The sequence below is a fragment of the Plantactinospora sp. KBS50 genome (assembly GCF_002285795.1).
GTDB lineage: Bacteria > Actinomycetota > Actinomycetes > Mycobacteriales > Micromonosporaceae > KBS50.
On record NZ_CP022961.1, the window covers coordinates 1803055 to 1815842 of the forward strand.

General features: G+C 74.8%; 10 protein-coding genes and 2 pseudogenes. 9 read left to right on the top strand and 3 right to left on the bottom strand.

Annotation, left to right across the window (positions count from 1 at the left end; all coding sequences use genetic code 11):
• The first annotated feature begins 201 nt into the window (after positions 1–201).
• Complete coding sequence (locus CIK06_RS08170) at positions 202–1044, top strand: hypothetical protein (protein WP_095564324.1); 843 nt, start codon at positions 202–204, stop codon at positions 1042–1044.
• 27 nt (positions 1045–1071) lie between these two features.
• Here CIK06_RS08170 and CIK06_RS08175 read toward each other — a convergent pair whose 3' ends face one another.
• On the bottom strand, positions 1072–1554 hold the full coding sequence (locus CIK06_RS08175; protein WP_232534078.1) for a DUF3093 domain-containing protein: 483 nt from the start codon (positions 1552–1554) through the stop codon (positions 1072–1074).
• 213 nt (positions 1555–1767) lie between these two features.
• Between CIK06_RS08175 and dut the strand changes: the two genes are divergently transcribed.
• The 4 genes and pseudogenes from dut (at position 1768) to CIK06_RS08195 (ending at position 4276) form a co-directional block, all read left to right on the top strand.
• Entirely contained in the window at positions 1768–2277 is a 510-nt protein-coding gene (dut, locus tag CIK06_RS08180; protein ID WP_095564326.1) for a dUTP diphosphatase, read from the top strand.
• Positions 2274–2992: pseudogene (locus tag CIK06_RS08185) on the top strand (DUF3710 domain-containing protein). Before dut ends, CIK06_RS08185 begins: the two are co-directional and overlap by 4 nt.
• Before the next feature lie 146 nt (positions 2993–3138).
• A complete protein-coding gene (locus tag CIK06_RS08190; protein WP_095564327.1) occupies positions 3139–3519 on the top strand; it encodes an OB-fold nucleic acid binding domain-containing protein in 381 nt (126 codons plus the stop codon).
• 40 nt (positions 3520–3559) lie between these two features.
• The gene (locus CIK06_RS08195; RefSeq protein WP_095564328.1) at positions 3560–4276 is read left to right on the top strand and encodes a DUF3159 domain-containing protein; all 717 of its coding nucleotides are present in this window, start codon (positions 3560–3562) and stop codon (positions 4274–4276) included.
• Between the two features lie 111 nt (positions 4277–4387).
• On the opposite strand, the gene CIK06_RS08200 is transcribed toward CIK06_RS08195, so the two are convergent.
• On the bottom strand, positions 4388–5065 hold the full coding sequence (locus CIK06_RS08200) for a TrkA family potassium uptake protein (protein WP_198348290.1): 678 nt from the start codon (positions 5063–5065) through the stop codon (positions 4388–4390).
• The gene (locus CIK06_RS08205; protein WP_095564330.1) at positions 5062–5727 is read right to left on the bottom strand and encodes a TrkA family potassium uptake protein; all 666 of its coding nucleotides are present in this window, start codon (positions 5725–5727) and stop codon (positions 5062–5064) included. The genes CIK06_RS08200 and CIK06_RS08205 overlap by 4 nt, the downstream gene beginning before the upstream one ends.
• Before the next feature lie 215 nt (positions 5728–5942).
• On the opposite strand from CIK06_RS08205, the pseudogene CIK06_RS08210 reads away from it, so the two are divergent.
• The 4 genes and pseudogenes from CIK06_RS08210 to dxs all read left to right on the top strand — a co-directional run.
• Positions 5943–7928, top strand: a pseudogene (locus CIK06_RS08210) (APC family permease); the annotation flags it as partial.
• Between the two features lie 187 nt (positions 7929–8115).
• Positions 8116–9330, top strand: a complete 1215-nt coding sequence (locus CIK06_RS08215; protein ID WP_095564331.1) for a class I SAM-dependent RNA methyltransferase — start codon at positions 8116–8118, stop codon at positions 9328–9330.
• Between the two features lie 26 nt (positions 9331–9356).
• On the top strand, positions 9357–10607 hold the full coding sequence (locus CIK06_RS08220) for an anhydro-N-acetylmuramic acid kinase (RefSeq protein WP_232534079.1): 1251 nt from the start codon (positions 9357–9359) through the stop codon (positions 10605–10607).
• A 129-nt stretch (positions 10608–10736) separates the two neighbouring features.
• Positions 10737–12731: a 1-deoxy-D-xylulose-5-phosphate synthase gene (gene dxs / locus CIK06_RS08225; protein WP_095564332.1), complete on the top strand. Its 1995-nt coding sequence runs from the start codon at positions 10737–10739 to the stop codon at positions 12729–12731.
• The last annotated feature ends 57 nt before the right edge of the window (positions 12732–12788 follow it).

Sequence of the window (12788 nt, forward strand, 5' to 3'; positions counted from 1 at the left end):
CGCCCGGGGACGGGCGCTCGGCGTGCGGCCGGCCGGGGCATCTGCTTGACTCGACCCCGGCGGAGCGCGACCTTCCGGGGGAGCACGGCGGGGACGCGCAGGCGCGCATCAAGGAGCCGGCATGAGCGAGCGCAGCGAGCGAATCATCCAGTACGGGGCGAAGGAGCCTCATGCCGGTACGCAGCGCAGCGGAGAACCGGCATGAGCGAGCGCAGCGAGCGACCGGACGAGCCGGCGTCGATTCCCGGAGCACCGACCCCGGGGTCCGAGGTGGTCCAGCTCGACGACGAACTGGGCGAGACCGTCGCGGCCCTCACCGCCGACGACGTCGATCCGGGCCAGCGGCGCCGGCTGCTGGGCCGGATGGTCGAGCAGATCCGGGTACGCCGGGTGGGCGACCTGTTCCGGCCGCGGGCGGCGATCCGCTGGATCACCGAGGCGGTCAGCGACATCGCGCCGCACATTCCGGTCCGCGACCGGGCCACCCTGCGCCGGCACTTTCCGGGGCTGGACGACGATGCGCTGGCCGACCGGCTGATCCGGAACGCGGCGCGGGCGACCGCCGGCGTGGGCGCGGCCGGTGGTGGCGTCGCCGCCGTCGAGTGGGCGGTCGCCCCGACCCTGCTCTCCGCCCCCGTGCTGCTGGCCGCCGAGACGGTGGCCGTGGTGGCCGTCGAGCTGAAGCTGATCGGCGAACTGCACGAGGTGTACGGGGTGCCCGTGCCGGGCGTCGGCACGCAGCGCGCGATGGGCCTCGTCCAGTCCTGGTCCAGCCAGCGCGGCATCAACCCGATGGTCCCGGGCGTGGGCGTGGGCGCCGTGCTGGGCACCGCGGCCCGCCGGGAGCTGCGGGATCGGCTGCTGCGGCGGTTCGGCCGCAACCTGACCACCCTCGGGCCGTTCCTCAGCGGAGCGGCGGTGGCCGGCTACCTCAACCGGCGGGTGACCCGGGGACTGGGCGAGCGGGTCTGTGTCGACCTGCGCCAGCGCCGGCTGGACGGGCCGCCGGAGCGGCCGGCGATCGAGGGCCCCGGCGAACCGTGATCCCGCGGCCGCCCGTCGGCGCGGCCGTCAGCCCCGGGCGGACAGGACGGCGGCGGCCAGTTCGACCGGATGCCGCGAGCTGACCACCCAGTACGGGGTCGGGTCGTCCGGGTCGGCCAGGACCACCTGAACGGCGCCACCGACCCAGGGCCGCTGCACCACGAAGGCCAACGGGTCGGACCCCACCCCGAGGACCTCGCGCCGACCGGCGGCGTCCAGCGGTATCGCGTCGGCGACGTACCGGACCGGCAGCCGGGCGTCGTCGACGGCGAGGATCCCGTCGGCCACCGCGATCCGGATCCGGCCCAGCCACCACAGGGCCACGGCCGCCAGCGGCGGCAGGACGGCGAACGGCAGCCACGCCCGTACGCCGCCGGCGCCGAGCCAGATCTCCGCGGCCAGCAGCCCGGTCAGCCCCGCCGCGGCCAGCCACAGCCACCAGGGCAGCGCGAGGCGCTCGGCGTAACCGTTGTCGGGTCGGACGGCGGGGGACGGGTGTGCGGCAGCCACGGACCCGAGCGTACGGGCTGGACCGGGCCGCGCCGGCCGGACGCCCCCGCAGGGCTGGCCGGGCGTCGCCGCAGGGCTGGCCGGGCGTCGCCGTGCCGGGCCGGCCGGGTGTGGCCGGGCCGCCCCGGATCGACGCAGCCACATCGGAGGGTTCGGCGCGGCGACGGCGGGCCGACCGGGCAGGATGGGGGCACGTCGAGGGAAGAGGGAAGCGTGAGCGAGTTCGTGCCGGTGGCCGTCCAGCGGATCGATCCGGAGCTGCCGCTGCCCGCGTACGCCCATCCGGGCGATGCCGGTGCGGACCTGGTGGCGGCCCGGGAGGTGGAGATCCCGCCCGGCGGCCGGGAACTCGTCCCGACCGGCGTGGCGATCGCCGTGCCGGACGGCTACGTGGGGCTGGTGCATCCCCGCTCCGGACTCGCGACCCGGCTGGGCGTGACGGTCCTCAACGCGCCCGGTACGGTCGACGCCGGCTATCGCGGCGAGATCATGGTGAACCTGGTGAACCACGACGCGTCGAGCCCCGCGCGGATCCTCCGGGGTGACCGGATCGCGCAGCTCGTCGTACAGCGGGTGGAGCGCGCCCGGTTCCACGTCGTCGACGAGCTGCCGCCGTCCCTGCGGGGTACCGGCGGCCACGGGTCGACCGGCGGGCACGCCAGCCTGGTCGGCCAGCACGAGGCGAGGCACGACAGGGAAGAAACGAGGGGTGGCGCACGATGATCTTTTCGAAGGGGCGGGGTTCCGGCCGCCACGTGCGCGGGGACGGGCCGGCGGCCGAGTCCGCCGAGCCGGCCGCCGAGCCGTCCCGCGGCCCGTACGACATCTCCGCGGCCCCGGCCGGGGTGCAGCGGCTGGACCTGGGCAGCCTGCAGATCCCGGCCATCCCGGACGTGGAGGTGCGGGTGCAGGCGGACCCGGACGGCACCGTCCAGCAGGTGGTGCTGGTGCACGGCGAGAACGCGCTCCAGCTCGGGGCGTTCGCCGCGCCGCGCAGCGAGGGGATCTGGGACGAGGTTCGCGACGAGATCAAGACCTCGCTGCGCGGGCAGGGCGCGCAGACCTCCGAGCGCACCGGCGAGTTCGGGGTGGAGCTGCTCGCCCGGGTGAACACCCCGACGGGCCGGCGGAGCTGCGGTTCGTCGGCGTCGACGGGCCGCGGTGGATGGTCCGCGCGCTGTACCAGGGTGCCGCGGCGGGTGATCCGGAGGCGGTGGGTCCGCTTGGCGAGATCCTCCACGGCCTCGTGGTGGACCGCGGCCAGGACCCGCGGCCGGTACGCGAGGGGCTGCCGCTGCGGCTGCCGCCGGAGATCGCCGGCCAGGCCGCCGAATCCGACGCAGCCGAGCCGGGCACGCCGGATCGACCGGCCGGACCGGGGGCCGGGCAGCCCGCGCGGCGGGGAAACCCGTCGCCTCGGCCGCGGAACTCGGCCTGAGCGGGCGTTTGACCGCGGCGGTCCCGTCCCGCAGGCTGGTCCGCCCATGGCGGACCCGGGGTGGTTGCGGCGTACCCTGGGGTAGGGTCCGCCGTGCCGGCGGCCCGGGCCGGGGCGCCGATCGGGGAGAGGGTGACGTCGAGGTCATGGCGACCGACGAGAGGCGCGTGTCGGTCCGCCGCTTGTTCCAGCGGCTGACCGCGAGCGAGGCCGAGATCGAGGCGCAGGAACTGCGCCGGGAGAGCGCGCGGGCCGGCGGCACCCCCGCCGGGGTGTGTCGGCGCGGCCAGGTCGTGTCGATCTCGGGACGGCTGCGCACCGTGGTCTACACCCCGCGGACCAACCTTCCCACGCTGGAGGCGGACCTGTACGACGGCACCGACGTGGTGACGCTGGTCTGGCTCGGTCGGCGGCACATTTCGGGCATCGAGCCCGGCCGGCAACTTGTCGCGCGGGGACGACTGGCGGTACGTGATGACCGTAAAGTCATCTACAACCCGTACTACGAGTTGGAGCCGCCACATTGACGCCGGACGACCCCCGGCCGAGCCGCGAACGGATGATCCGATGAGCACAGGACGACCACCGATCGCCCGATCCGACGCCGGGGCCACGGCCGAGGAGCCCGCGGCGGCGCTGGCCGGGGGACCGGCGGAGGCGCCGCTGCCGAGCTTCGCCGAGCAGGTCGCCGACCAACTCGGCGGCTGGCGCGGCATGGTGGAGTCCAGCGTCCCGGTGCTGGTCTTCGTGGTGGCCAACGTGCTTGGACCGCTGCGCCCCGCGGTGATCGCGGCGGTGGCCGTGGCGGTCGCCATCGCGGTGGTCCGGCTGGTCCAGCGCCGACCGATCCGGCACGCCGTGAACGGTCTGCTCGGCGTCGCGGTCGGCGCCGCGATCGCGCTGCGCACCGGCAACGCCCGCGACTTCTACCTGCCCGGCATCCTGTACGGGCTCGGCGTGGGCGCCGCCCTGTTGATCTCGGCGGCCGTACGGCAGCCGGTGGTCGGCTGGATCTGGTCGGTGATCGCCGCCAAGGGCCGGTCGGACTGGCGGGACGACCCCCGGTTGATCCGGGTGTTCGTCCGGCTCACCGCCCTGTGGGGGATCGTCTGGGTGCTCAAGGTCGGCGCGCAGGCCGCCCTCTACATGGCCGACATGGACACCGCCCTCGGGGTGGCGCGGATCGTCCTGGGCTACCCGCCGTACGCGCTGCTGCTGGTGATCACCGTCTGGACGGTGCGCCGCGTCACCCGCGCCGCCGCCCCGGCCTCCGTGGAAGCCTGACGGCGCGCAGCGGGCGTGCGCCGCTGGGGTGGGTCGGCAGCCCGCCCGCGCAGGGATCAAGCCTGACCACCCGTAGCGGGCGGGCCGCCGACCCACCCACCCCAAGCGGCGCTAACGATCGGCCGCGCCGCCCAGCACGACCCCCCGGACCTCGTCCTCCACCTCGGCCGTGCAGACGAAGACCAGCTCGTCGCCGGCCTCCAGCGGGTCGTCCGGGGAGGGCGTCAGCACCCGCTTGCCGCGCAGGATCGCCACCAGGGCGGAGTCCCGGGGCAGCGGCACCGACCGGACCGGGTGTCCCACGTACGGCGCGGCCGGCGGCAGCGTGATCTCCACGAGGTTGGCCTGGCCCTGCCGGAAGGTCATCAGCCGGACCAGGTCGCCGACCGTGACCGCCTCCTCGACCAGGGCGGCCATCACCCGGGGCTTGCTGACCGCGACGTCGACCCCCCACTGGTCGGTGAACAGCCACTCGTTCTCGGCCCGGTTGACCCGGGCCACCACCCGGCCCACCGCGAACTCGGTCTTGGCCAGCAGCGACACCACGAGGTTGACCTTGTCGTCGCCGGTGGCGGCGACCACCACCTCGCAGCCGGCCACGTCCGCCTCCTCCAGGCTGGCCAGCTCGCAGGCGTCGGCGAGCACCCAGTCGGCGTCCGGCACCCGCTCCGGCCGCAGCATCTTCGGCTGCCGCTCGATGAGCATCACCTGGTGGCCGTTCTCGATCAGCTCCTGGGCGATCGAGCGGCCGACGTTGCCGGCGCCGGCGATGGCGATCCGCATGGTCAGTGCCCTCCCTCGGGCGAGGTGCCCGCGGCCGCGGTCACCGCTGGCGCGATGTCGTCGGTCACCAGCATGAACAGCTGGTCACCCTCCTGGATGACCGTGCCGGTGGTGGGCAGGGTCCCGATGCCGAACCGGATCACGTACGCCGCCCGGGCGCCGGCGGCCTCCTCCAGGGCGTGCAGCCGGTGGCCGACCCAGTCCTTGTGCAGCGGCACCTCGATGATCGACACCGTGCTGGTGGCGTCCCGGAAGATCTCCACGTCGCCCTCGGGGACGAGGTGCCGGACCATCCGGTCGGCGGTCCACCGCACGGTGGCCACGGTGGGGATGCCCAGCCGCTCGTAGACCTGGGCGCGCCGCTGGTCGTAGATCCGGGCGGCGACCCGGGACACCCCGAAGGTCTCCCGGGCCAGCCGGGCGGAGATGATGTTGGAGTTGTCGCCGCTGGAGACGGCCGCGAACGCGTCGGCGCGTTCGATGCCGGCCTCGCGCAGGACGTCCCGGTCGAAGCCGACGCCGGTGACCGTGGTGCCGCCGAAGTCCGGCCCCAGCCGGCGGAACGCGTCGGCGTCCTGGTCGACGACCGCCACCGAGTGCCCCCGGGCCTCCAGGCTGTGCGCGAGGGTGGAACCCACCCGCCCACATCCCATGATCACGATATGCACGGCGATTCCTCCCGGACCGACCACCGACCCCACCCGGACAGGGTGACGCACCGCTCAGCGTGCCACGCTGGGACACGCGTTGGGGCCGGACGTTACCGCCTGTGCCGCCCGGCCCGCCGTGCCGGGGGCGGCCGGCATACCCCCGACGGCGGCGCATCCGCCTCGATCCACCTCCCCACGGCGGGTGATCGCGGCCCGCCGTACCCTTGACGGCTGTGGCCAGTCCCACCTCTCTGTTGAAGCGGCTGCTGGTCGGCCGTCCGTTCCGGTCCGACCGGTTGCAGCACACGCTGCTGAGCAAGCGCATCGCGCTGCCGGTGTTCGCCTCGGACGCCCTGTCCAGCGTCGCCTACGCCCCGGACGAGATCCTGCTGACGCTCTCCATCGCGGGTGCCTCGGCGTACCTGTTCTCGCCGTGGGTGGCGCTCGCGGTGGTGGTGGTCATGCTCACGGTGGTGGCCAGCTACCGGCAGAACGTGCACGCCTATCCGTCCGGCGGCGGCGACTACGAGGTGGCCACGGTCAACCTCGGCTCCCGCTTCGGGGTGGGGTGGCCAGCGCGCTGCTGGTCGACTACGTGCTCACGGTCGCGGTCTCCACCAGTTCCGGGGTGGCCAACCTCGGCTCGGTGCTGCCGTGGGTGGCCGAGCACAAGGTCGCGGTGGCGGTGGCCGCGGTGGCCGTGCTCAGCGCGGCCAACCTGCGCGGGCTGCGGGAGTCGGGTACGGCGTTCGCCATCCCGACGTACGGCTTCATGATCGTGATTTTGGGAATGATCGTGACCGGGCTGGTCCGGATCTTCGTCCTCGGCGACGACCTGCAGGCGCCCAGCGCCGGTCTGCAGATCCGGGCCGAGCACAGTGTGAGCGGTTTCGCCCTGGTGTTCCTGCTGCTGCGGACGTTCTCGTCCGGCTGCGCCGCGCTGACCGGCGTGGAGGCCATCTCCAACGGCGTACCGGCGTTCAAGCCGCCGAAGAGCCGCAACGCGGCGACCACCCTGCTGCTGCTCGGCCTGGTCGCGATCAGCATGCTGGTCGGCATCATCTGGCTGGCCCGGCTGACCGGGTTGCAGTTCGTGGAGGACCCGCGGCAGATCATCGGCGGCCCGGCCGGGTACGTCCAGAAGACCGTCACCACGCAACTGGGCGAGACCGTGTTCGGCTCCGGGTCGATCCTGCTGTTCGTGGTGGCCGGGATGACCGCGCTGATCCTGTTCCTGGCCGCCAACACGGCGTTCAACGGTTTCCCGGTGCTCGGCTCGATCCTGGCCCAGGACCGCTACCTGCCCCGCCAGCTGCACACCCGCGGCGACCGGCTGGCCTTCTCCAACGGCATCGTGGCGCTGGCCCTGTTCGCGGGGCTGCTGATCGTGGCGTTCCAGGCCGAGGTGACCCGGCTCATCCAGCTCTACATCGTGGGGGTGTTCGTCTCGTTCACCCTCTCCCAGGCCGGGATGATCCGGCACTGGAACCGGCTGCTGAGCGGTGAGCGGGACGCCGAGACCCGCCGCCGGATGATCAGGTCCCGGGCGATCAACGCCTTCGGGATGGGGCTCACGGGCGTCGTGCTGGTGATCGTGCTGATCACGAAGTTCCTGCTCGGGGCGTGGATCGCCATCGTCGCGATGGCCGTCATCTACGTGCTGATGCTTGCCATCCGCCGGCACTACGACACGGTGGCCCGGGAACTCACCCCGGCCGACGAGGGGCGGCCGGTGCTGCCGGCCCGCAATCACGCGGTGGTGCTGGTCAGCAAGGTGCACCAGCCGACCCTGCGGGCGCTGGCGTACGCCACCGCCACCCGGCCGGACACGCTGACCGCGGTGACCGTGAACGTGGACGAGCAGGACACCCGGGCCATCCAGCAGGCGTGGGACCGCCGGGGCATCTCGGTGCCGCTGACCGTGGTCGACTCGCCGTACCGGGAGATCACCCGCCCCATCCTGGACTTCGTGGCCTCGGCCCGCCGGGAGTCGCCCCGGGACGTGGTCACGGTCTTCATTCCCGAGTACGTCGTCGGCCACTGGTGGGAGAACCTGCTGCACAACCAGAGCGCGCTGCGGCTCAAGACGCGGCTGCTGTTCGAGCCGGGCGTGATGGTCACCAGCGTGCCGTGGCAGCTCGAGTCCAGCGCCGCCCGGAACCTGGACCGGATGGACGCCACGCTGACCCGGGGACCGGCCCGCGGGCCGCGGGCGGTGCTCGGCGGCCTGCTCGCCCCGGCGTCGAACACGGCTGCCCGGGTCGGGCCGGGCGCCGGGGACGCCGCGGGCGGCGGCGCGGGCGGCGGCGCGGCGCCGCCCGGTGGCCCGGAGCCCGGTGGCGGCCGGGCCGCGCCCGGTGCCGGCAGCGCCGCGCCCGGTGCCGGCCGGGACGGCGGCGATTCCCGGTGACGGTCGAGGACGCGGAACGGATCGTGCTGACCGTCGGCCCGCCGGCGCACGGCGGCCACTGCGTCGCCCGGTACGAGGGGCAGGTGGTGTTCGTCCGGCACGCCCTGCCCGGCGAGCGGGTGGTGGCCGAGGTGACCGAGACGCACCGGGGCTTCGCCCGGGCCGATGCCGTCGAGATCATCGAGGCGGCGCCGGCGCGGGTCGAGCCACCCTGCCCGTACGCCCGACCGGACCGGTGCGGCGGGTGCGACCTCCAGCACGTCGCGCCGCAGGCGCAGCGCGACTGGAAGACGGCGGTGCTGCGGGAGCAGCTGGAGCGGCTCGGCGGGCTCGACCCGGCGGAGCTGGCGGCGCTCGACCTGACGGTGCGGGCGGTGCCGGGCGGCTCGCTGGGCTGGCGCTCCCGGATGCGTTACGCCGTGGACGCGGCGGACCGGGCCGGGCTGCGCAAGCACCGCTCGCACGAGGTGGTGCCGGTGGACCGGTGCCTGATCGCCCACCCGGCGATCCGGGACCTGCCGGTACTGGCCTCGACCGGGCAGCGCTGGCCGGACGCCGACGAGGTGCTGACCGTGGCCAGCAGCGCCGGCGACGTCGCGATCCGGGCGCTGCGGCCCGACGGCGCCCGGACGGTACGCGGCCCGGAGACGATCGCCGAGGTGGCCGCCGGCCGGGAGTGGCGGCTGCCGGCCGACGGCTTCTGGCAGGTCCACCCGGCCGCCGCCGACACGCTCACGGCCACGGTGCGGGACCTGCTGCGGCCGGTCGCCGGCGAGACGGCCTGGGACCTGTACGGCGGCGCCGGGCTGTTCGCGGGCGCGCTCGCCGGTGCGCTCGGCGCGCGCGGCCGGGTGCAGGTGGTGGAGGCGGATCCGGATGCGGTGGCGGCGGCCCGGCAGAACCTGGCCGACCTGTCCGGGGTCGAGGTGGTGCACGCGCCGGTCGAGCGGGCGCTGCGCCGCCGCCGGATCAGCGGCCCGGTGGACCTTGTGGTGCTGGACCCGCCGCGCGCCGGTGCCGGCCGTGCGGTCACCGAGGCGGTGGTCGGATCCGGGGCGCGGGCCGTGGCCTACGTCGCCTGCGACCCGGCCGCGTTCGCCCGGGACGTGCGGACCTTCCGGACGGCCGGCTGGCGGCTGGCCGAGGTGCGCGCCTACGACCTGTTCCCGATGACCCAGCACCTCGAATGCGTGGGGCTGCTGCTGCCATGACCGGGGCCGTGCGCATCGTCTCGCTGATGTCCGGTACGTCCTACGACGGGATCGACGTGGCCGTGGGCGACTGGGAGCTGGTCGGCGACACGCTCCGGCTGCGCCCGGTGGGGGAGCGGAGCCTGCCGTACCCCGACGGCCTGCCGGACCGGATAGCCGCGGTGCTGCCGCCGGCGGCCACCACCATCGACGAGGTGTGCCGGTTGCACACCGCGCTGGGCCAGGCGTTCGCGGCCGCCGCCGAGGTCGGGGTCCAGATCGCCGGGGGCCGCGCCGAACTGGTGGTCTCGCCGGGGCAGACGGTGTTCCACTGGGTCGCCGACGGCCGGGCGCGCGGCACCCTCCAGCTCGGCGAGCCTGCCTGGATCGCCCACCGGACCGGGCTGCCGGTGCTGTCCGACCTGCGGGCCGCGGACATCGCCGCCGGCGGCCAGGGCGCCCCGCTGGTCCCGGCCTTCGACGCCCTGCTGCTGGCCGGCACCGGGGCCGGCAACGCGGCCGACGCCGCGCCCGGCGCTGCCGCCGGCACCGCGGCCGCCCCCGGCGCCGATCGGGCCGCCTCCGGTGCCGCCTCCTGGTCGCGGGCACCGCGGGCGGCGCTGAACCTCGGCGGGATCGCCAACCTCACCGTGGTGGCGCCGCCGGCGCCGGTTCTCGGCTACGACATCGGCCCGGCCAACGCGCTGATCGATGCGGCCACCCGGCGCTGCTGCGGCCAGCCGTACGACGTCGACGGGGCGCGGGCGGCGGCCGGCCGGGTCCATCCCGGCCTGCTGGAGTTGTTGCTGGCCGAGCCGTACTACGCGGCCCCGGCGCCGAAGTCGACCGGGAAGGAACTCTTCTCCGCCCGGTACCTCCAGGACCGGCTGGCCGCCCTCGGCGAGCCGGTGGACGGGGACGACGTGGTGGCGACGGTGACCGAACTCACCGCCCGGATCGTCGCCGCCGCCTGTGACCGGCACGGCGTGGCCGAGGTGTTCGCCGCCGGCGGCGGGGTCCGCAACCCGGTGCTGATGCGCCGGCTGGCCGCGCTGGGCGCCGGCCGGTGGCGGCTGGCCGGCACCGAGGAACTGGGCGTACCGGCGCAGGCCCGCGAGGCGTACGCGTTCGGCCTGCTCGGCTGGCTGTCCTGGCACCACCTGCCCGGGGCGCTGCCGTCGGTGACCGGCGCCCGGGCGGCGGCGGTGCTGGGCAGTTGGACGCCGGGAACCGGATCCGGCACGCCCCGTCCGGCGCCCGGGAGCACCCCGGCGCCGCGCCGGATCCGGGTCTGCTGAGCAGCGGATCGGGACGGTTCGATCGCCGTGCTGGCGGCGCGGGCGCCATGGTAGGCGGTGCCGGGCCGGCCGGGTCGCGAACCGCGGCCGGGGCTGCGAATTACGATGCGGCCGATAGACTTTGCCGTCATGAGTGACGTAGAGGATTCGGCTAACCGCGCCGACCTGCTCGGATCGGTCCGGGGACCCCAGGACGTCAAGCGAATGTCCGCCGAGCGGCTGACGGTCCTCGCGGCCGAAATCCGGGACTTCCTCGTGGCGAAGGTGTCCCGCACCGGCGGGCATCTCGGCCCCAACCTCGGTGTGGTGGAGTTGACCCTCGCCCTGCACCGCGTCTTCGACTCGCCCAGGGATCGTTTCCTGTTCGACACGGGACACCAGGCGTACGTGCACAAGATGGTGACGGGCCGGCAGGAGGACTTCGACCGGCTCCGGCAGCGGGGCGGCCTGTCCGGCTACCCGAACCAGGCCGAGAGCGAGCACGACCTGGTCGAGAACTGTCACGCCTCGACCGCGCTGTCGTACGCGGACGGCCTGGCCAAGGCGTACGCGCTGCGTGGCGAGCAGCGCAGCGTCGTGGCCGTGGTGGGCGACGGTGCGCTCACCGGCGGCATGTGCTGGGAGGCGCTGAACAACATCGCCACCGCCCGCAACCCGCTGGTCATCGTCGTCAACGACAACGGGCGCTCGTACGCGCCGACCATTGGCGGCCTGGCCGACCACCTCTCCTCGCTGCGGCTGAACCCCGGGTACGAGAAGGTCCTCGACGTGGTCAAGGACGCCCTCGGTTCGACCCCGCTGGTGGGCCGCCCGATGTACGAGGTGCTGCACGCGGTCAAGAAGGGCATCAAGGACGCCGTCGCGCCGCAGGCGATGTTCGAGGACCTCGGCATCAAGTACGTCGGCCCGGTCGACGGCCACGACATCGGCGCCATGGAGTCGGCGCTGCGGGCCGCCAAGCACTTCGGCGGCCCGGTGATCGTGCACGCGGTCACCCGCAAGGGGTACGGCTACCGCCCGGCCGAGGAGGACGAGGCGGACTGCCTGCACAGCCCGAGCAGCGCCTTCGACGTGGAGACCGGCAAGCTGCTGGCGGCGCCCTCGGTCAAGTGGACGCACGTGTTCCGGGACGAGCTGATCGCGCTCGCCGACGAGCGGCCGGACGTGGTGGCCATCACCGCGGCCATGGCCGAGCCGACCGGCGTCGCGGCGCTGGCCCGCCGGCACCCCGACCGGGTGTACGACGTGGGCATCGCCGAACAGCACGCGGTGACCTCGGCGGCCGGCCTCGCGCTGGGCGGCCTGCACCCGGTGGTGGCGCTGTACGCGACGTTCCTCAACCGGGCCTTCGACCAGGTCCTGCTGGACGTGGCGCTGCACAACCTGCCGGTGACCTTCGTCCTGGACCGGGCCGGTGTCACCGGTCCGGACGGCCCCAGCCACTACGGCATCTGGGACATGTCCATTCTCGGCGTGGTCCCCGGGCTGCGGGTCGCGGCCCCGCGGGACGCCGCCACGCTGCGCGAGGAACTGCGCGAGGCGGTGGCCGTGGACGACGGGCCGACGGTCGTGCGCTTCCCGACCGGCTCGGTGGCCGCCGACCTGCCGGCGGTGCGCCGGATCGGGAGCACGGACGGGGCCGGGCCGGGCGGTGCGGTGGACGTGCTGGCCGAGTCGGGGCGTACCGATGTGCTCCTGGTGGCGGTCGGCGCGTTCGGGCAGCTCGGTGTCGAGGTGGCCAACCGGGTCGCCGAGCAGGGGTACGGGGTGACCGTGGTCGACCCGCGCTGGGTGCGACCCGTCCCGACCGAACTGGTGACGCTGGCCGCCAAGCACCGGCTGGTGGTGAGCATCGAGGACGGCGTGCGGGCCGGCGGCATCGGCGACGCGCTGGCCAAGGCGATGCGGGACGCGGACGTGCGGACCCCCCTGCGCGACCTCGGGGTGCCGGTGGCCTGGCACGAGTTCGGCACCCGGGCGCAGATCCTGGCCGACCTGCGGCTCACGGCGCAGGACGTGGCGCGGGACATCACCGGTTGGGTGTCGCTGCTGGAGGAACCGATCGAGCCGGTCCGGGTCGGCGGCGGCGACCGGTCCGCCAAGGGCCGGGCCGCGCAGAACTGAGCGATCCGCCGCGTCCGCCCGGGACCGCCACGGTCTCCGGGCGGCGCGGCGGCCCGG

Coding starts and splice junctions, on each gene's coding strand:
- CIK06_RS08195 (WP_095564328.1), top strand. CDS start 3,560: ATGAGCACAGGACGACCACCGATCGCCCGATCCGACGCCGGGGCCACG.
- CIK06_RS08190 (WP_095564327.1), top strand. CDS start 3,139: ATGGCGACCGACGAGAGGCGCGTGTCGGTCCGCCGCTTGTTCCAGCGG.
- dxs (WP_095564332.1), top strand. CDS start 10,737: ATGAGTGACGTAGAGGATTCGGCTAACCGCGCCGACCTGCTCGGATCG.
- CIK06_RS08220 (WP_232534079.1), top strand. CDS start 9,357: ATGTCCGGTACGTCCTACGACGGGATCGACGTGGCCGTGGGCGACTGG.
- CIK06_RS08170 (WP_095564324.1), top strand. CDS start 202: ATGAGCGAGCGCAGCGAGCGACCGGACGAGCCGGCGTCGATTCCCGGA.